The sequence below is a fragment of the Stenotrophomonas sp. SMYL8 genome (assembly GCF_036320065.1).
Classification (GTDB): domain Bacteria; phylum Pseudomonadota; class Gammaproteobacteria; order Xanthomonadales; family Xanthomonadaceae; genus Stenotrophomonas; species Stenotrophomonas maltophilia_A.
In genome coordinates this window covers 1-18,152 of the sequence record NZ_JAWIRR010000040.1, presented here as the reverse complement: position 1 = coordinate 18,152, position 18,152 = coordinate 1, and the positions used below count along the sequence as shown (strand labels likewise).

The following is an 18,152-nucleotide window of genomic DNA, read 5'->3' as shown; positions in this document are numbered from 1 at the left end:
TCAGAGCAGCGGTCTGAGCAGCGGCCAGACGTTGTCCAGCACCTTCGGCTGCGCCTGTGCGGTCGGGTGCAGCCCGTCGGCCTGCATCATGCCCGGCTGCAGGGCCACGCCCTCCAGCAGGAAGGGCAGCAGCGGCACCTTGTACTGCGTGGCCAGCGCCTTGTAGGCCGCCGCCAGGCGCTGGCGATAGGCTGGCCCGTAATTGGGCGGCACGTCGATGCCCAGCAGCAGCACCTTGGCACCGGCCTTCTGGCTGGCCTGCACCATCTTTTCCAGGTTGCCCTGCACCTGCGCCGGGGTCAGCCCGCGCAGTGCGTCATTGCCGCCAAGGGCAATCACCACCACGGTCGGCTTTTCCCTCGCCAGCAGGCCCGGCAGGCGGGTCAGTGCGCCGGCGGTGGTCTCCCCGCTCATGCTGGCGTTGACGATGCGCGCCGGTGTTTTCGACTGCTGCCTGACCCGCTGCTGCAGCAGGCTCACCCACCCGGCGTCGGCAGGGATATTGTGGGCAGCACTGAGGCTGTCGCCGAGCACCAGCACGGTGCCGGCCGGACCTTTGGCACAGGCCAGCCCGGGCAGCAGCAGGAACCCTAGCAGCAGCACCATCATCGCGCCGGCTCGCCGGCTCCATCCCGTCTTGCGCATTGGAGTCTCCTCATCGACAGCCTGTCCCCCCGAAGCGCGTCCGTTGCCATCGCCGTCGACCAGGTCGGCAAATCCGTGCAGGGCCCGGAGGGTGAAGTCCACATACTGGACAACATCACCCTGACCGTCCATGAAGGGACCAGCGCGGCCATCGTCGGCGCCTCCGGTTCCGGCAAGACCACCCTGCTCGGCCTGCTGGCCGGGCTGGACCTGCCCAGCCGCGGCCGCATCGCGCTGGCCGGCCAGGACCTGGCGGCGCTGGACGAGGAGACCCGCGCCCAGCTGCGCGCGCGTGAGGTCGGCTTCGTGTTCCAGAGCTTCCATCTGCTGCCGGCACTGACCGCCGCCGAGAATGTCGCGCTGCCGCTGGAACTGGCTGGGCGCGAAGACCGGGCGCGGGTGGAAGAAGTGCTGGCCCAGGTCGGCCTGGCCCATCGCGCCCGCCACTATCCGCGCCAGTTGTCGGGCGGCGAGCAGCAGCGCGTGGCACTGGCACGTGCCTTCGTCACCCGCCCGCGCATCCTGTTCGCCGACGAACCGACCGGCTCGCTGGACCACGCCACCGGCCAGCACATCAGCGACCTGCTGTTCGAACTCAACGCCGGCAGCGGCACCACCCTGGTGCTGGTCACTCACGACCTGCGCCTGGCCCAGCGTTGCCAGTACATCCACCGCATCGACGACGGCCGCCTGCTGCCGGTCGAGCGTGGGGCGCAGGCATGAACCTGCTGCGGCACGCGTGGCGCGCGCTGCGCCGCGAGGCGCTGGCCGGCGACCTGCTGACCGTGTTCGCCGCGCTGGTGCTGGGCGTGGCGGTGATGACCGCGGTCGGCACGCTGGTGAACCGGGTCAACCTGGCACTGACCGGCAGCGCAGCGGAAATGCTTGGCGGCGACCTCGGCATCGCCGGGCGCGATGACCCGCCGCAGGCGTTCGCCGACGAGGCGCAGCGGCGCGGACTGGCCTATACCCGTATCGCCAGCTTCGGCAGCGTGCTGTTCAACGCTGATGCCAGCCAGATGGCCAGCATCAAAGCGGTGCAGGCGGGCTATCCGCTGCGTGGCACGCTGCGGGTGCGGGCCACGCCCGGGGGCGCCCTGATCGACAACGCCGGCATGCCGGCCAAAGGCCAGGCCTATGCCGACCCACGCCTTCTCCAGGGCCTGGGACTGAAGGCCGGTGACGACCTTGAATTCGGCGCTGGCACGCTGCGCATCGCTGGCATCATCGAGGCCGAGCCGGACAGCGGCGGCGACCTGCTGACGCTCTCGCCGACCCTGCTGGTCAACCGCGCCGATGTGGAAGGCACCGGCCTGCTCGGCCCCGGCAGCCGCATCAACTACCGGCTGATGTTCGCCGGGCCGGCCGACCAGATTGCCGCGCTGCGCCAGTGGTTGCTGCCGCAGGTGAAGGGACTGCGCCTGCTGAGTGTGGACGACACCCAGCGTGGCGTGCGCCAGGCGTTCGACCTGGCCGGGCGCTTCCTCGGCCTCAGCGCGCTGCTGGCGGTATTGCTGGCCGGAGTTGCCACGGCGCTGGCGGCGAACCGCTTCGCCCTGCGCCGCATCGACCAGGTGGCGATCCTGCGCTGCCTGGGCGCGCGCCAGCGCGACATCCTGTCCGGTCTGGCACTGCAGCTGCTGATGCTGGCGGTGCCGGCCTGCGCACTCGGCATCGGCCTGGGCATGGCGGCGCAGGAGGGCCTGGTGCAGGTGCTGGGCAGTCTGGTGCCGCAGCGCCTGCCGCTGCCCGAGGCAATGCCTGCGCTGACCGGTGCCGGCATCGGGCTGTTGCTGCTGTTCGGCTTCGGCCTGCCGCCGCTGCTGCGCCTGCGCGGGGTGCCGCCGATGCGGGTGCTCAACCGTTCCTTCGCCGCCCTGCCGCCGGCCTCGCTGCTGGCCTACGTGGCTGCCCTGGCGGCCAGCCTGCTGCTGGCGGTGCAGGTCACCGGTGATCTCAAGCTGGCGCTGTGGGTGCTGGGCGGGTTGGCCGCGCTGGCGGTGGCGGCCGGCGTGGTCGGCTTCGTGCTGCTGCAGCTGCTGCGCGGCCTGCAGCACCGCCTGCATGGCCACTGGCGGCTGGGTCTGGCCGCGCTGACCCGGCGCCGGATGCTGGCGGTGATGCAGCTGGTGGGGCTGTCGCTGTCGCTGTGCGCGCTGTTGCTGCTGGCGGTGACCGGCCCCGGCCTGCTGCAGCAGTGGCGCGAGCGACTGCCCGCGGATACGCCGAACTACTTCCTGATCAACATCCAGCCCGAACAGCGCGACAGCGTGCTGGCCGCACTGCGTGGACTGGGTGCCAACGACGCCAGCATCGAACCGATGGCCACTGGCCGCCTGATCGCGATCAACGGCAAGCCGCCGCTGCGCGTGGACCGCTCGCCGGAACAGAACGGGCAGCCGGCACAGGGCGAAGGCCAGCGCGATGACGACGACGAGAACCGGCCGTTGAACTTCAGCTGGCGCAGCAGCTTCCCGCCGGCCAACACACTGGTCAACGGCACCTTCTGGAAGGCAGACAGCACCGCCGCCGAAGCCTCGGTGGAAATCGGCTGGGCCAAGCGCTACGGCGTGCATCCCGGCGACCGCATCACCATTGCGGTGGGCGAGCAGGAACGCGAGTTCACTGTCACCAGCGTGCGCAAGGCCGACTGGAACACTTTCCGTCCGAACTTCTTCGTGCTGCTGAACCCGAATGCGGTGGGCGATACGCCACACAACCTGCTGTCGGCATTCCATCTACCGGCCGGCAAGGCCGCCGGACTGGGCGAGCTGGTACGCGCGCAGCCGAACCTGTCGTTGCTGGACGTGGACGCGGTGATCTCGCAGGTGCGCGATGTGATGGAACGGGTGGCACAGGCGGTGCAGCTGGTGATGGTGTTCAGTCTGCTGGCCGGCGTGCTGGTGCTGCTGGCCGCGCTGCAGGCCACGGCGGGCGAACGACGCTACGACAGCGCGGTGCTGCGCACGCTGGGCGCGACCCGGCGCCAGCTGCGTGGCGCGGTACTGGTGGAATTCGGTGCGCTGGGCACGCTGGCGGCGTTGCTGGCGGTGGGCGCGGCCGCTGCGATCGGTGTGGCGGTCTCGCAGAAGGTGTTCGAGCTGCCGTTGCTGCCGCCGTGGCCGGGCCTGCTGATCGGCGGCGTGGTCGGCATCGGCTTGAGCCTGCTGGCAGGCTGGTGGGGTACGCGGGCGATCCTGCATACGCCACCGGCACTGGCCCTGCGCGAAGCCTGACGCGATCGTGACACGCTCGGGGGGGCGCTATGCTGCGCGCCCCACCCGATCAGATCGTCCGGAAGCGCGGAACGTTGCTCCCGCGCTCCCGATGTTCAAGGAATGAAGATGAAATACAGCCTCTGCCTGCGCATCCTTCTGGCCAGTTCCCCGCTGCTCACCGCGGTGCTGCCCGCGGGCGCCCGCGCGGCGGAGGGCTATGTTCCTGACGCGGTGCAGGCCTTCGTGCTGGAAACGGTGCTGGCCGATGAAGCGCAAGCCTTCCTCGAGGGCCACCCGACCTATCTGGTTCCGGCCAGCGTGTCACGCACGCGCAGCGATGCCGGTGTGGTGGCCGACCTGCGTGCTGAGTTCGACCGGTTCTACCGGGGCCAACCGAAGCCGAGAAAGGAAGTGGCGCACATGGCGATCCTCGTCGCACAGACCGCGCTGCTGCTGCCGGACCGTAGCGCCTGCAGCACGGATCGAGTGCGTTGCCACCAAGCTGTCATGGGCGTCCGCACCCGCGATGACGAGGCCAGCCTGCAGGCCACCTTGCGTGCGTTCCAGGACGCTGGGCTGGACCTGACCACCTTGAGTGGGCCGGCGTCCTGAGTGCATCGCATCCACGCATGGCGTGGATGCAGCGTGCGATCACCGATGGAGAGCGTGCCGAGCAAGCTCGGCACCTACCAGAAGCGGATATCCGGCACGGTAGATCCACGCCATGCGTGGATGCGGTGTGCGATCACCGATGGAGAGCGTGCCGAGCAAGCTCGGCACCTACCAGAAGTGGATATGCGGCACGGTAGATCCACGCCATGCGTGGATGCGGTGTGCGATCACCGACGAAGAGCGTGCCGAGCAAGCTCGGCACCTACCGGAAGCAGGGGTTGGTAGATCCACGCCATGCGTGGATGCGGCTCACAACGCCTGCTGCTTTGCCCAAGCCACGGTCGTATCCATCGCACGCTGTATTCCCGAAAGCGTTGTGAACACGCAGAGCTCGTCCTTGGCATTGTCATCCCCTACCCGGTTGTGGACTTCGGTGTAGTCCGGAGGGCTTTCGAAAATGACGATACGGACGATGTTGCCGCTGATCAGATGCTTGGCGGAGAAAATGGGGTTGGCTTCGCGGTCTTTCGTACCATCGACGAAGAACACGTTGTAATGCGGGCTGCGGAAGTCTTCAGCACGCAGATTGGCCGCCCGGATGCCGGCCGTGAACGCGTCGAGGAAATGCTGTTCGAGACGATCATGGACTGCGGATCGGGCAGGTAGGTTTCGAACACCTGGCGCTCTTCCACGAGCATCAGCGAACCTCATTTTCGACCAATGGAATCGCAAAGACACGAACCACGTCGTGACCTGGGGGACCATCAGTGCGGCTCTCGCAGAAGCGAAAGCCGGCGAGCATGCCAGCATCTTCGAACACGGAGCGCACGATGTCGATTTCAGCCGAAGCCGCCCTGTCGGATTCGTGCCGACGGTGGCTCCCGAACGCAACCCCTTCGGGGCCTGGATAATAGAAGACGCTTGGAAGCAGGATGCCCTCTTGCGCGTGCAGCTCGAAGTCGGTGAAGCTCAATGCGAGGAACATCTTCGCATCGGCTGAATCACGTGCACGACCGGAAATGCGGACTGTTGAAAGCACGTGACTGCAGAGACTGAGCAGATAGGCCGAGGTCCATCGAGGCCCAAGGCGCTCCAGCACTCCATCAATCCGACTCAAGCGCGAGACAAGTTCCACCTCCTCGAAGTCGTCGATTTCGAGATGGAAACTGTCGATGTCGTCACAGGCTTCGCCGGACAGCAGTTGGCTGCAGATTTCGGAGAGTTTCATCGACCGGCATGATCATGGGCGGAATGAACCACCCACCCTATCGCACACCCAACCTCCGAGCGGAGGTTTCGAGAGAATGTGGCGAATTACGTCAAAGCGATACGCATCAGGCGCCATGTAACGCGACCCCGAGCATGGATGCCACGTGCGATCACCGGCGAAGAGCGTGCCGAGCAAGCTCGGCACCTACCAGAAGCGGATACGCGGCGCTGCACCTGACCAGAGGATCCGCGCCATGAGTCGAGCAGGGCTCGACTTACTGGGCCTTTTCCACGTACTTGGCGAACACGTCGTCGATCTGCTTGTCCTTCACCTTCTTGCCGGCCTGGATCTCTTCGGCCTGGGTGAACATCGGGATGATCATCGCCATGCCGTCGATCTTGGTCTTCAGGTGCACGCCCGGGGCCTGGCCGAGGAAGCCGTCCCAGCGCTGGCGCACCTTTGCCCAGTAACCGGCGGTGGCCTTCCAGTAGTTGCGCGCCGGGGTGAAGTCGACCTCGGTGGTCTTCACGTAGTCGTTGAAGCCGAACTCGCGGGCGATCTCCACCTGGCTGCCATCGGCGTTGCGCTGCACCTTGGTGTTGAACTGCTCGTGGGTCCAGCCGTTCGGGGTCAGCGTGTGGCGGTTGACCACGGCCAGCGCGTTGTAGTCACTGCGCTTGGTGTACTCACGGCGCGGCAGCGGACGCCAGCTCAGGTCGCTGGTCCAGCTCGGCACGTTGTTGGTGTAGGTCCACGTGCCGGTGCCGCAATAGCGCGGTGCGTCGCTCACTTCGTATACGCACTGGGTCCAGGCGCCCTGGTTCACCGCCGCCGGAATGCTGCGCACCTTCCAGGTCTGGTCGGCACTGAACTCGAAACGGTTCGGTGCTTCGTACACCCAGTCCTGGCGCCAGTGCTTGGTGATGTGGCCGCTCTTCTCGTCCAGCAGCAGGTGCTGCAGCACGATGCGCTTCGGCGTGTCTTCGACCACGATGACCACTTCGTTGCCACCGCTGCGCATCGCCGGCGCACGCTCGTAGCCCGGCTTCAGCAGCACGGTCTCATCGAAGGCGAAGTCCACGGTGTACTCACCCTGCATGGCAAGGATGCTGTCGTGGTCACGGGCGATATCGGAGGGCTGCGCGCTGGCCACGCCGCTGGCGGCGAGCACAAGCAGGGCGCTGGCTGTCTGGAACTTCATCGGGGTCTTCCTTCGGGGTTGCAGATGCGTTGAGAGGCCGTCCGTGGCCGACAGGCGTTCCATCAGGAGTGGGTCACAGGCGGATCAGCGGCAGGTCGCCGGGAATCCGCGGCGCCGGACGCCGCGCGGCATCGGCACAGCAGCAATCGTCGATTGCCAGCTCGCCTTCAGCACCTTCCAGCCGTGCAATGCGGCGCGCGGTGGCTGCGCCCAGCGAGGACAGGGTCGACAGACTGGCGGCCAGCGTGCGGCCATCGTCGGCGGCATGCAGGCGCAGCGCGCACAGGCGCCAGCGCTGGCCACCCAGATGACCGGCCAGGCGCCGCCACAGGCGTTCGCCGACGCTGCCATCGCTGTCGTGCTCGGGCCCCGGCGGCAGCGCAGCCACCAGCCGGTCCCAGGCCAGGAAGTAGCTGTCCGGCAGCAGGTACAGGCGCCACACGCAGCGGCCGCGGCCATCGAGGAAGCACAGGCTTTCGCGCAGGCCTTCGCTGTCCACGCCCTGGCAGGCATGCACGCGTACGGCCTGGCGCCAGCCGCCCAGCTCGTTGCCGTCGGCGTGGTACAGGCACAGCACGGTGCCGAGCGTGGCCAGCTGTGCCGGGGTCGGCCAGGCCGCGCTGTACGGCGCGGCGATGGAGTCATTCCTGCGTGCGGACAGTGCTCGGCTCATGAGGTCACCAGGAAACGGCAAGGCTGGCGGAGAAGGTGCGGCCCGGGCTGCTGAAACGATCGCTCAGTGCGCGGTTGGTGATCAGGCTCGGGGTGATGGACGACCATTCGATGTAGCGCTTGTCGGCCAGGTTGAACACGCCGACATTGAAGGTCGCACCCGGTGCGAAGTTCCAGTGCGCCATCAGGTCCAGCACGCCGTAGCCGGCCGGCTGGTAGACAAACGACGCCGGTGCGTTCGGATTGGTCTGCGCCGCCGGCGGCGGCAGGCGCTTCTTGCGCTGCACGAAGGTGCCGGCCAGTTCGACGCCCCAGGTATCGGTGTCGTACATCAGGCCCAGCGTGCCACGCAACGGATCGACCGAGGCCAGCGGTTCGTCATCGGTCCGGTTGTCACCACGCGACCAGGCCAGCGCACTGCGCAGCGCCCAACCCTTCAGCGCCGGGCTGAGTTCACCGAACTCGATGCCGGCCTTCATTTCCGCGCCATAGATGCGCGCGTCGGCGATGTTCTGCGACTGGAACACGGTCAATCCCTGTGCGTTCCTGCCGGTATCGACGTTGGACTGGATGAAATCCTTGTAGTCGTTGTAGTAGCCGCTGACGCTGACGTACGCCGCCGGTGCGATGAAGCGCAGGCCCAGTTCGTAGCCGTCGCTGGTTTCCGGCTTCAGGTCCGGGTTGGCGATGGCGGTATAGCGGAAGGCAACATTGGTCAGGCCGATGTTGACGTCGTTGTACGGCGGCGAACGGAAGCCACGCGCATAGCCGGCGAACAGCGACCACTGGTCGGTGAAGCGCCAGACCATGCCCAGCTTCGGCGACACGCTGGTCTTCTTCAGCTGCGCCACGGCCGTGGTCGGGTTGTCTTCGGCGAAGATGCTGTCCACTTCCGGCTTCAGCTCGTAACGGTCCACGCGCACGCCCGGCACCAGCGACAGCTTGCCGTCGGCCAGGCGCATTTCATCCTGCGCGTACAGGCCCAGCTCGGTGGTCTTGCTGATCGGGAAGTCACGCACCGGGAAGGTGTCGGGGGTAACGGTGTTGCTGACCACACCGGCACGGTTGACCTGGTAGCCGTCGCGCTTCTGGCGGATCTCGGTACGGGTGCCTTCGAAGCCGTAGGTCAATGCGTGCTCGACGCTGCCGGTGCTGAACGCCTTGTTGAACTGCGCCTGCAGGCCAAAGGCATGCTGGTCGAAGGAGAACACGCGGTGACGGCGGCTGCCGTCGGTGCGGGTCTCGTCGGTCTGCTGCCGCGTTTCGCTGTTCTGCGCATACACCTGCCAATGCAGGCTGTCGGCGAACGGCTGGTCCAGCGCATCCATTTCGTGGGCAAAGGACACGCGGGTACGCTTCTGCGTGTCGTGGGACTTCATGCCAGTAGCCGCAGCCATCGCGCCGGGGCGCGGTGCAACGCTGGCAATCGCCGACAACACATTGGTATCGGTGGTGTCTTCGTTGCCTTCCACGGTCAGGCGGAAGCGCTGGTCTTCGCTCGGTGCGTAGACCAGCTTGCTGAGCAGGCTGCGGCCGTCGCGGTCCTGCGGATTGGACGCCGTACGGGTGTCGTTGTCGCTGCGCACCGTGCCCTTGTTGTCCGTTTCCTGGCCCTGGTGGTGGTTGACGTTGACCAGGCCGCTCCAGTGGTCGCCACCAAAGGCGGCGGTGGCACCGCCGAGCAGGCCCTTCCACTCACCGTCGTAGCCGAACTTCAGGCCGAAGTAGCTGTTCTTGCCGTCCTTGAGGTAGTCGGCCGGGTCCTTGGTGACGAACGCCACCACGCCGCCCAGTGCATCGGAGCCGTACAGCGAGCTGGCCGGGCCGCGCACGATCTCCACGCGCTTGAGCGTATCGAGGTCGGTGAAGTTGCGGTTGGAACTGGCGAACGAACCGATGTCGAACCGGGTCGGCATGACGATGCCATCGGTCTGGATGCGCACACGGTTGCCGTCCAGGCCACGGATGCGGAAACCATCCAGGCCGAAGCGGGTCGCGCTGCGGGTGACCGACAGGCCCGGCTCGTAGCGCACCAGATCCTTGATGTCCTGCACCAGGTGCCGGTCCATCTGCTCACGGTCGATGACGTCCACGGTGGCCGCCACGTCGCTCACCGCCCGCTCGGTGCGGGTGGCGGTGACCTGCACCCGGTCAAATTCGCGCGCGTCGGGCGCAGCGGCGGCAGCAGCGTGGGCGGACAGCGGCAACGCCATCCAGACAGCAAGACACAGGGCGGTATGGCGGGTCATCGGGTTCATTCGGTCAGGCAGGGGAACCCCCGGTTACCGGCACACCCGGAAGGTGCACGCGGTAGACCGAGGGGGAGAGAGCGGGAGCGGACGGGTCGCCCACCCTGTCGGCGCTGCCGGCAGGAGGGAGGGAGGCGGGCGACCAGGCCGCGATTACTTGGTCAGGATCAGCTTGTCGTTGCTGGTGTGCCGCAGGCGATAGAAGCGGTCGCCGTGCTGGATCAGGATTTCACGACGGCCCTTGAGCAGGGCTTCGCTGTCGATGACCTCTTCCGGCGGAACGACGCGGACCGGTCGATCGCGGAGGGTCAGCGTTTCGGGGCGCAGCAGTACAGGTTGAGCATTCATGAGCATCTGGACTCGTGCGAGGGACGAGTTAAATGATAATGATTCTCAGTTGACAATCAACAACCATTCTCAATTTCATTGATGAGATTAATGATCGAATTCAGGAATTCGATAGGCGACGTCAATCAAATGGCAGTTAGGTGTGTAGAGTCGACTGTTTTTGGACAGGGGTTTGGTAAAGGCCACGGCTAACAACAGAGAGCCACCACGCTGTGCGGCGGCCCGGGGCCTAGTTCCGCCGCCGGGTGTCGGTGAAGGCAGTCGACTAACAGTCGACTCCACCGAGGCCCGAACCCGAGCCGGCCCGACCGAGGCCCCGAGGCCCGGTCGGCCCCGGGGTTCAGGCGAAGACGGCTTCGACCTGGGCCCAGCCGGCCGCATCGACCTGCTCCAGCACGTCCAGCGCCTGCAGGTTCTGCAGCAGCTGGCTGACCCGGCTGGCGCCGAGGATCACGCTGGAAACGTTCGGGTTGCGCAGGCACCAGGCGATGGCCAGCGTGGCCGGGGCATGGCCCAGCGCGCGTGCCACCTCGCTGAAGCGCCGCACCTGGCCCAGGCGGGCCCCGGCGTCGGCCCCCAGCACCAGGTCCTGCAACCACTCCATGCCTTCCCGCCCCAGCCGCGCATCGGCCGGGATGCCCTGGTCGTACTTGCCAGTGAGCAGGCCCGAGGCGAGCGGCGAGAAGATGGTGGTGCCCAGGCCGGCACCCGCATACAGCGGCGCGTACTCGACCTCGACCCGCTCGCGGTGCAACAGGTTGTACTGCGGCTGCTCCATCGACGGGCCCTGCAGGTTGCGCGCCTCGGCGATGTCCAGCGCCTGCTGGATCTGCGCCGCCGACCACTCCGAAGTGCCCCAGTAGAGGATCTTGCCCTGCCGTACCAGGGTATCCATGGCGTGCACGGTCTCGGCGATCGGCGCGTCCGGATCCGGGCGGTGGCAGTAATAAAGGTCCAGGTAGTCCACCCGCAGGCGCTTGAGCGCGGCATGGCAGGCGTCGGTCACGTGCTTGCGCGACAAGCCGCGCTGGGTCGGCCGCGGGTCCTTGGCACTGCCGAAGAACACCTTGCTGGACACGCAGAAACCGTCGCGCGGCAGTCGCAGGTCGGTGATCACGTCGCCCATGACCTGTTCGGCACGGCCGTTGGCATAACCCTCGGCGTTGTCGAAGAAGTTGACGCCATGATCCCAGGCGGCGGCCACCAGGTTGCGGGCCTCATCGCGCGGGACCTGGTCGCCGAAGGTCACCCAGGCGCCGAAGGACAAGGCGGAAATCGGCAGGCCGGTGGAGCCCAGGCGACGGTATTGCATGCGAATCTCCTGCTGCGGGCCCGCATCCGGGCCGGGATCGAACCCCATTCTACCCGCCGCCGCCAGCCGCAGGCCCTTGCCGTTGCTGGCCTGATCGGTACCGTTGGCCGCGCACACGCTGCTTTTTCTTGCCCCGGCCCCTGCCCTGCACTAGGCTTCCCGTTTTTCGCGACGCCCCAGGGGAGTCACTCACATGGTCGAAGGTTTGGGCAGGATCGGCTTCGGCCTGTTCGGGTTGGCGGTGCTGATCGGCATCACCTGGTTGTTTTCCAATAACAAGCGCGCGGTTGACTGGAAGCTGGTTGCCACCGGTATCACCCTGCAGATCGCCTTCGCGGCGCTGGTGATCCTGGTCCCGGGCGGACGCGACGTGTTCGACGCACTGGGCAAGGGCTTCGTCAAGATCCTCAGCTACGTCAACGAGGGCTCGGGCTTCATCTTCGGCTCGTTGATGGACACCAAGAACTACGGCTTCATCTTCGCCTTCCAGGTGTTGCCGACCATCATCTTCTTCTCTGCGTTGATGGGGGTGATGTACCACCTCAACGTCATGCAGGGCATCGTGCGCGTGATGGCCTGGTCGATCACCAAGGTGATGCGCGTGTCCGGTGCTGAAACCACCAGCGTCTGCGCCAGCGTCTTCATCGGCCAGACCGAGGCGCCGCTGACCGTGCGCCCGTACATCGCCAAGATGACCCAGTCCGAGCTGCTGACCATGATGATCGGCGGCATGGCGCACATCGCCGGCGGCGTGCTGGCGGCCTACGTGGGCATGCTCGGCGGTGGCGATCCGGCGCAGCAGGCCTTCTACGCCAAGCACTTGCTGGCGGCCAGCATCATGGCCGCGCCGGCCACGCTGGTCGTGGCCAAGCTGCTGATTCCGGAAACCGGCACCCCGCTGACCCGCGGCACGGTGAAGATGGAAGTCGAGAAGACCTCCAGCAACATCATCGACGCGGCCGCCGCCGGCGCCGGTGACGGCCTGAAGCTGGCGCTGAACATCGGTGCGATGCTGCTGGCCTTCATCGCCCTGATCGCGCTGCTGAACGCCCCGCTGACCTGGATCGGCGATGTGACCGGCCTGGCCGCCGCCATCGGCAAGCCGACCAACCTGTCGACCATCTTCGGTTACGTGCTGGCCCCGATCGCCTGGGTGATCGGCACCCCGTGGGCCGATGCCACCACCGTCGGTTCGCTGATCGGCCAGAAGGTCGTGATCAACGAGTTCGTGGCCTACACCGAGCTGTCGCAGATCGTGAACGGCCAGATCGCTGGCGTGAGCCTGTCCGAGGAAGGTCGCCTGATCGCCACTTACGCGCTGTGCGGCTTCGCCAACTTCAGCTCGATCGCGATCCAGATCGGCGGTATCGGCGGCCTGGCCCCGGAACGTCGCCACGACCTGGCCAAGTTCGGCCTGCGCGCGGTGTTGGGCGGTACCATTGCCACCTTCATGACGGCGACCATCGCCGGCGTGCTGACGCACTTCAGTTGAACCCTTGGTTGAGAAAAGATTCCCTATGAGCAGCAGTGTCGTTGTCGTCGGTTCCTTCAATGTCGATCACGTGTGGCGGTGCGAGTCGCTGCCGGCACCGGGTGCGACCATTGCCGGCCGTTACAGCACCGGCCCCGGTGGCAAGGGCTTCAACCAGGCCGTGGCGGCCTGCCGCGCCGGTGCCGACACGCACTTCGTGTGCGCGCTGGGCGACGACGCTGGTGGCGCCACCGCCCGTGAGCTGGCCGCGCAGGACGGCTTCGGTCTGATCGCCGAAGCCAGCAGCGAACCGACCGGCACCGCCGGCATCTACGTCGATGCCCGTGGCCGCAACACCATCGTGATCGGACCGGGTGCCAACGCCGCGCTGAGCACCGACTTCCTGCAACAGCAGCAGGCCCTGCTGACCGGCGCCAAGGTGGTGCTGGTGCAGCTGGAATCGCCGGTGCAGACCATCGAAGCGGCACTGGCCACGGCCCGCGAGGCCGGCGTCACCACCGTGCTCAACACCGCACCGGCCGACGCCCCCTCGACCATCGGCCTGCTCAAGCTGGCCGATGTGATCACCCCGAACGAAACCGAGTTCGCCGCCCTGCTCGGCCGCCATGTCGGTGAGCGCGTGGATGCCAATGACGTCGCCGCGCTGGACGGTGCCAGCCTGCATGCGCTGTGCCGCAAGCTGGTCGGCAACGGCACCGTGGTGGTGACCCTGGGTTCGGTGGGTGTGTTCGTGTCGCATGCCGACGAGAACCTGCGCGGCGATACCCAGCCGTACTACCGCGTGGGTGCCGAACAGGTGCAGGCGATCGACACCACCGGTGCCGGTGACGCCTTCAACGGTGCGCTGGCCGCGTCGCTGGCGCAGGTGGCCGACGCCCCGTTCGCCCGCCACGTGCGCTTCGCCAACCAGTTCGCCGGTCGTTCGACCGAGAAGGAAGGCGCTGCTGCGGCAATGCCGCGCTTCACCCCGGCCGACGTGGAAGTGAAGTAGATCCACGCCATGCGTGGATGGGAAGGCCCGGGTGCGCTGGCATCCGGGCCTTTCTTTTGCCCATTGTCCAGCTCTGCGACCGCCTGCCGCATTGCCCTCACCCCGCCCCTCGCCGAACATCCGCAGCTTCTCTGCACGGGCAGGACATGAACGGATTCCCTGGTTGCTGGTTGCCGCCGCCGGCAGTGCCATCGCAGCCTTGCTGCATATCGGCTGCATTGCCTTTGGGGCACCCTGGTACCGGTGGTTCGGCGCTGGCCAGCGCATGGTCCGGCTGGCACAGGCGGGGCATTGGTGGCCACCACTGATGACCGCCGGCATTACTGCCGTGCTGGTCGCCTGGACGCTGTATGCGCTGGCAGCCGCAGGCTGGCATTCGCCGCTGCCGGCCAGCCGTCCGGTGCTGTCGGGCATCGCCCTGCTGTTGCTGGTGCGCGCGGCGATGGGCTTCGGGCTGGCGCTGCTCCGGCCCGGCTACAACGGCCGGTACTTCTGGGTAGTCAGTTCACTGGCCTGCCTCAGCCTGGGGCTGGCCTTCGCGTTGGGTACCCGCCAGGCCTGGCAGAGCCTGGGGTAGCCGCCTACCATCGCCCGCCCTTGGGGGCGGCGGAAGCAACCGTCAAGCATCTGTTGATGCCGGTACGGCATGAGCTGGGTGCGGATCGGCCTGAACCGGAACGCCTACGACACGGCCGTACCGCCGCCCGCGCCCTACAATGGGCGCATGCAGATCGGCCCGTACACCATTGCCCCCAACGTCGTGCTGGCGCCCATGGCCGGCGTCACCGACAAGCCTTTCCGCCTGCTGTGCAAACGGCTGGGCGCGGGACTGGCCGCCTCGGAAATGACCATCAGCGACCCGCGCTTCTGGACCACGCGCAAGTCGATCCATCGCATGGACCATGACGGCGAGCCGGCACCGATCAGCGTGCAGATCGCCGGCACCGAGCCGCAGCAGTTGGCCGAAGCCGCCCGCTACAACGTGGACCACGGCGCGCAGATCATCGACATCAACATGGGCTGCCCGGCCAAGAAGGTGTGCAACGCCTGGGCCGGTTCGGCACTGATGCGCGACGAACAGCTGGTAGCGCGCATCCTAGAGGCAGTGGTCAATGCGGTGGACGTGCCGGTCACGCTGAAGATCCGTACCGGTTGGGACTGCGACCATCGCAATGGTCCGGTGATCGCGCGCATCGCAGACAACAGCGGTATCGCCGCACTGGCGGTGCACGGCCGCACCCGCGACCAGCACTACACCGGCCAGGCCGAGTACGCCACGATCGGCGAGATCAAGGCCGCACTGCGCATTCCGGTGATCGCCAACGGCGATATCGATTCGCCGCAGAAGGCCGCCTACGTCCTGAAGGAAACCGGCGTGGATGCAGTGATGATCGGCCGCTCGGCACAGGGCCGGCCATGGATCTTCCGCGAGGTGGCGCATTACCTGGCCACCGGCGAGGAACTGCCGCCGCCGTCACTGGCGGAAGTGCGCGACATCCTGCTTGGTCACCTGCATGCGCTGCATGCGTTCTATGGCGAGCCGCAGGGCGTGCGCATCGCGCGCAAGCACCTGGGCTGGTACGCCAAGGACCGGCCGGAGAATGCCGCCTTCCGCGCGGTGGTCAACCGTGCCGAAGATCCGGCCAGCCAGATCGCATTGACGACCGAGTACTTCGACCGCCTGATTGCCGGGGAACCGGCGTTGTCTTCGGCAGCCTGAGCGCGCCAGCCCCTCGTAACCCGCCCGACTGCCTTGATCCGTAGAGTCGAGCTTGCTCGACTGCTCCACACCGTAGAGTCGAGGGGGGGGGGCGGGGCGGGGGGGACGGAGGGCAGGACAGCCACGAGGCCCCCCCCGACCGCCGTGTCCCGCCCCCCCCCCCCCCCCCCCCGGCCCCCCCCCCCGCCCCCGGCCCCCCCCCCCCCCCCCCCCCCCTCGACTCTACGCGCCCCTTCCATTGATCACGCTCGACGCTACAAGAGCCCGCCCCCATGACCCCGCCGATTTCCTCCCCGACCTACCTGCACGGATTCTCCGGCACCGAGCAGCAGCGCCTGATGACCCAGGCCCGGCTGCTGGAATCGAGCATCTTCGGCCAGATCGACTACAGCGGCGCGCGTCGCCTGCTGGAAGTCGGCAGCGGCGTCGGCGCGCAGACCGAAATCCTGCTGCGCCGCTTCCCCGATCTGCACGTGACCGGCGTGGACCTGAGCGAAACACAGCTGGCCACCGCGCGCGAGAACCTGGCGCGCACACCGTGGTGCAGCGACCGCTACACCCTGCAGCAGGCCGACGCCGGCGAGCTGCCGTTCGAAGCACGCAGCTTCGACGCGGCGTTCCTGTGCTGGGTGCTGGAGCACGTGCCGTCACCAGCACGCGTATTGAGCGAAGTGCGCCGCGTGCTGGCCCCGGGTTCGCCGGTCTACATCACCGAGGTGATGAATGCCTCGTTCCTGCTCGACCCGTATTCGCCGCATATCTGGCGCTACTGGATGGCCTTCAACGATTTCCAGTACGACCACGGGGGAGATCCGTTCGTCGGCGCCAAGCTGGGCAACCTGCTGCTGGCCGGCGGCTTCCGCGACGTGCACACCGAGATCAAGACCATCCACCTGGACAACCGCGAACCGGCCCGTCGCAAGACGATGATCGCGTTCTGGGAACAACTGCTGCTGTCGGCTGCCGACCAGCTGTTGCAGGCCGGATCGGTGGACGAGGAAACCGTGGAAGGCATGCGTCGCGAGTTCCGCCTGGTGCAGAACGATCCGAACGCGGTGTTCTTCTATTCGTTCGTGCAGGGCCGCGCCACGGTGTATTGATTCGGTGGAGCCACGTCATGCGTGGCTGCCTTGGCCGATGCACCCCGCCATCCACGCATGGCGTGGATCTACTGATCAATGCACGGCGCTGTGGTCGGCCGCACCCGGCTGTGCTGCCGGCTGATGCCAGATCCGCTGCCACATCGCGGCCAACCGGCGTCCGACGTCGGCGCGTGCAGCCGGGCTGCTGTAATCCACCCGCACCTGCTCGGGCGTGATCGCCCGCCACTGCCCATCAGCCTGCTCGGCCACCGCGAAGTTGAAGGTGTAGTCCGGTTCCAGCCCCATACGCAGGTCGCTCAGCACCAGCCGGCCGTCCACCACCTGCGCACGCATGAAGCCACGATTGAACCACGTCAGCTGCTGCACCGCCGGGATGGCCTGCGCTTCGCGCAAGGCCTGCACGTTGGATGCGTGGCCTTCGAACTGCATCGGCCCGTGGTCGGCCACCAGCGAGCGGTCGCCCACCACGTAGCCGTTCGGCGTCATTGCCACCACGCGCCACAGCAGGGTGTTGAACGGCATCGGCACCGAGAAGCGCGGCGCATCGCCCAGGCCCATCGCCGCCAGGCTCTGCTGGGCAGCACGGTCGACCTGCGCCTTGGCGATCAGGCCCCAACCCAGGTAGGCACTGCTGACCAGCAACGCCACACCCAGCACCTTGCCAGCCCAGGGGCGGGCGCGACCAAACCAGGCCAGCACGCAGCCCAGCAGCAGCCATACCGTGTAGCCGAGATCGATGATGAAGACACTGGAACCCATGGCCGGGTGTGGGCGCAGCGGCCACCACAGCTGGGTGCCGTAGACGGTGAACGCATCCAGCATGGGATGGGTGACCAGCGCCAGCTGGATCGCCCAGAACCAGCGCACCGGTGACTGGGCGACGCGGCCATTGCCGAAGCGCTTGAACAACCACCAGATCAGTGCCGCCACCCAAGGCAGCACCAGCAGCGAGTGGCTGAAGCTGCGGTGTTCGATCATGTTCGCCACCGGGTCGGCGGCAGTGAAGCCGAGCCACAGGGCGTCGAGGTCCGGCAGGGTGCCGAGCGCGGCACCGGCCAGCAGGGCCGCACGGCGATGTCCGGGCGGGGCGATGGCAGCAGCGACGGTGCCGCCGAGCACGATCTGGGTCAGGGAATCCATGGGCCGATGCTAGCGGCTTGCGGGCGTGCCGTCTTGATGGCACAGCCGCTCGCGCTCTTTTGTAGAGTCGAGCCATGCTCGACTGCTGTACGCGGGGCAGTCTGAGAAGAGCAGTCGAGATCCTATGTTCGTGGTCAAGCCTGCTGGAAGCAGGCTTGACCCACCTTCAGCATGGCCGGATCGAAGTCCCGGCCGCTTTTGAAGACACCCCAGGCGATCCTGGCCAGCTTTCTGGCCAG

Annotated in this window: 17 protein-coding genes; 8 read left to right on the top strand and 9 right to left on the bottom strand. The window is 67.1% G+C overall.

Translation table 11 applies throughout. The annotated features are described in order from the left end of the window. Complete coding sequence (locus V3B25_RS20615) at window positions 1-645, bottom strand: arylesterase (protein WP_164079798.1); 645 nt, start codon at window positions 643-645, stop codon at window positions 1-3. Between the two features lie 75 nt (window positions 646-720). On the opposite strand from V3B25_RS20615, the gene V3B25_RS20610 reads away from it, so the two are divergent. The 3 genes from V3B25_RS20610 to V3B25_RS20600 all read left to right on the top strand — a co-directional run bounded on the left by V3B25_RS20610 (window position 721) and on the right by V3B25_RS20600 (window position 4,475). Beyond that, window positions 721-1,368 (top strand): ATP-binding cassette domain-containing protein, encoded by a 648-nt coding sequence (locus V3B25_RS20610; protein WP_100437902.1) that lies wholly within the window; start codon window positions 721-723, stop codon window positions 1,366-1,368. Next, window positions 1,365-3,881 (top strand): FtsX-like permease family protein, encoded by a 2,517-nt coding sequence (locus tag V3B25_RS20605; protein WP_049422847.1) that lies wholly within the window; start codon window positions 1,365-1,367, stop codon window positions 3,879-3,881. Before V3B25_RS20610 ends, V3B25_RS20605 begins: the two co-directional genes overlap by 4 nt. Window positions 3,882-3,989: 108 nt before the next feature. Then, window positions 3,990-4,475 carry a hypothetical protein gene (locus V3B25_RS20600; protein ID WP_236494406.1) on the top strand — a complete coding sequence of 162 codons (486 nt, stop codon included), beginning with the start codon at window positions 3,990-3,992 and terminating at the stop codon, window positions 4,473-4,475. Window positions 4,476-4,784: 309 nt separating this feature from the next. Here the strand turns inward: V3B25_RS20600 and V3B25_RS20595 are convergent, their stop codons facing one another. The 7 genes from V3B25_RS20595 to V3B25_RS20565 form a co-directional block, all read right to left on the bottom strand. Continuing rightward, a complete protein-coding gene (locus tag V3B25_RS20595) occupies window positions 4,785-5,186 on the bottom strand; it encodes a hypothetical protein (protein ID WP_154352013.1) in 402 nt (133 codons plus the stop codon). After that, window positions 5,173-5,703: a hypothetical protein gene (locus V3B25_RS20590; RefSeq protein ID WP_154352012.1), complete on the bottom strand. Its 531-nt coding sequence runs from the start codon at window positions 5,701-5,703 to the stop codon at window positions 5,173-5,175. Before V3B25_RS20590 ends, V3B25_RS20595 begins: the two co-directional genes overlap by 14 nt. 256 nt (window positions 5,704-5,959) lie before the next feature. Further along, entirely contained in the window at window positions 5,960-6,886 is a 927-nt protein-coding gene (locus V3B25_RS20585; protein ID WP_049425066.1) for a DUF6607 family protein, read from the bottom strand. Window positions 6,887-6,959: 73 nt separating this feature from the next. Further along, window positions 6,960-7,559 carry a Hemin transport protein gene (locus tag V3B25_RS20580; RefSeq protein ID WP_329811472.1) on the bottom strand — a complete coding sequence of 200 codons (600 nt, stop codon included), beginning with the start codon at window positions 7,557-7,559 and terminating at the stop codon, window positions 6,960-6,962. Window positions 7,560-7,563: 4 nt separating this feature from the next. Beyond that, a complete protein-coding gene (locus V3B25_RS20575; RefSeq protein ID WP_329811471.1) occupies window positions 7,564-9,807 on the bottom strand; it encodes a TonB-dependent hemoglobin/transferrin/lactoferrin family receptor in 2,244 nt (747 codons plus the stop codon). A gap of 153 nt (window positions 9,808-9,960) precedes the next feature. Then, a complete protein-coding gene (locus V3B25_RS20570; RefSeq protein WP_005412278.1) occupies window positions 9,961-10,155 on the bottom strand; it encodes a hemin uptake protein HemP in 195 nt (64 codons plus the stop codon). Window positions 10,156-10,495: 340 nt separating this feature from the next. Then, a complete protein-coding gene (locus V3B25_RS20565) occupies window positions 10,496-11,467 on the bottom strand; it encodes an aldo/keto reductase (protein WP_032129941.1) in 972 nt (323 codons plus the stop codon). Between the two features lie 193 nt (window positions 11,468-11,660). Here V3B25_RS20565 and V3B25_RS20560 point away from each other — a divergent pair, with 193 nt between their 5' ends. The 5 genes from V3B25_RS20560 (at window position 11,661) to V3B25_RS20540 (ending at window position 16,770) form a co-directional block, all read left to right on the top strand. After that, on the top strand, window positions 11,661-12,959 hold the full coding sequence (locus V3B25_RS20560) for a nucleoside transporter C-terminal domain-containing protein (RefSeq protein ID WP_110711071.1): 1,299 nt from the start codon (window positions 11,661-11,663) through the stop codon (window positions 12,957-12,959). Between the two features lie 25 nt (window positions 12,960-12,984). Further along, a complete protein-coding gene (locus V3B25_RS20555; protein WP_132809230.1) occupies window positions 12,985-13,950 on the top strand; it encodes a ribokinase in 966 nt (321 codons plus the stop codon). A 163-nt stretch (window positions 13,951-14,113) separates the two neighbouring features. Beyond that, window positions 14,114-14,527, top strand: a complete 414-nt coding sequence (locus V3B25_RS20550) for a hypothetical protein (protein ID WP_329811470.1) — start codon at window positions 14,114-14,116, stop codon at window positions 14,525-14,527. A gap of 147 nt (window positions 14,528-14,674) precedes the next feature. After that, a complete protein-coding gene (gene dusB / locus V3B25_RS20545; RefSeq protein WP_329811478.1) occupies window positions 14,675-15,670 on the top strand; it encodes a tRNA dihydrouridine synthase DusB in 996 nt (331 codons plus the stop codon). 272 nt (window positions 15,671-15,942) lie between these two features. Beyond that, the gene (locus V3B25_RS20540; protein ID WP_032129690.1) at window positions 15,943-16,770 is read left to right on the top strand and encodes a class I SAM-dependent methyltransferase; all 828 of its coding nucleotides are present in this window, start codon (window positions 15,943-15,945) and stop codon (window positions 16,768-16,770) included. Window positions 16,771-16,845: 75 nt separating this feature from the next. Here the strand turns inward: V3B25_RS20540 and V3B25_RS20535 are convergent, their stop codons facing one another. After that, window positions 16,846-17,913, bottom strand: coding sequence for a metal-dependent hydrolase (locus V3B25_RS20535; RefSeq protein WP_049425062.1), 1,068 nt, complete (start codon window positions 17,911-17,913; stop codon window positions 16,846-16,848). Between the last annotated feature and the right edge of the window lie 239 nt (window positions 17,914-18,152).

Bases quoted from the DNA above. Each gene is read 5' to 3' on its own strand.
- V3B25_RS20615 (WP_164079798.1), bottom strand. From the start codon at position 645: ATGCGCAAGACGGGATGGAGCCGGCGAGCCGGCGCGATGATGGTGCTG.
- V3B25_RS20605 (WP_049422847.1), top strand. From the start codon at position 1,365: ATGAACCTGCTGCGGCACGCGTGGCGCGCGCTGCGCCGCGAGGCGCTG.
- V3B25_RS20600 (WP_236494406.1), top strand. From the start codon at position 3,990: ATGAAATACAGCCTCTGCCTGCGCATCCTTCTGGCCAGTTCCCCGCTG.
- V3B25_RS20595 (WP_154352013.1), bottom strand. From the start codon at position 5,186: ATGAGGTTCGCTGATGCTCGTGGAAGAGCGCCAGGTGTTCGAAACCTA.
- V3B25_RS20590 (WP_154352012.1), bottom strand. From the start codon at position 5,703: ATGAAACTCTCCGAAATCTGCAGCCAACTGCTGTCCGGCGAAGCCTGT.
- V3B25_RS20585 (WP_049425066.1), bottom strand. From the start codon at position 6,886: ATGAAGTTCCAGACAGCCAGCGCCCTGCTTGTGCTCGCCGCCAGCGGC.
- V3B25_RS20580 (WP_329811472.1), bottom strand. From the start codon at position 7,559: ATGAGCCGAGCACTGTCCGCACGCAGGAATGACTCCATCGCCGCGCCG.
- V3B25_RS20575 (WP_329811471.1), bottom strand. From the start codon at position 9,807: ATGACCCGCCATACCGCCCTGTGTCTTGCTGTCTGGATGGCGTTGCCG.
- V3B25_RS20570 (WP_005412278.1), bottom strand. From the start codon at position 10,155: ATGAATGCTCAACCTGTACTGCTGCGCCCCGAAACGCTGACCCTCCGC.
- V3B25_RS20565 (WP_032129941.1), bottom strand. From the start codon at position 11,467: ATGCAATACCGTCGCCTGGGCTCCACCGGCCTGCCGATTTCCGCCTTG.
- V3B25_RS20560 (WP_110711071.1), top strand. From the start codon at position 11,661: ATGGTCGAAGGTTTGGGCAGGATCGGCTTCGGCCTGTTCGGGTTGGCG.
- V3B25_RS20555 (WP_132809230.1), top strand. From the start codon at position 12,985: ATGAGCAGCAGTGTCGTTGTCGTCGGTTCCTTCAATGTCGATCACGTG.
- dusB (WP_329811478.1), top strand. From the start codon at position 14,675: ATGCAGATCGGCCCGTACACCATTGCCCCCAACGTCGTGCTGGCGCCC.
- V3B25_RS20540 (WP_032129690.1), top strand. From the start codon at position 15,943: ATGACCCCGCCGATTTCCTCCCCGACCTACCTGCACGGATTCTCCGGC.
- V3B25_RS20535 (WP_049425062.1), bottom strand. From the start codon at position 17,913: ATGGATTCCCTGACCCAGATCGTGCTCGGCGGCACCGTCGCTGCTGCC.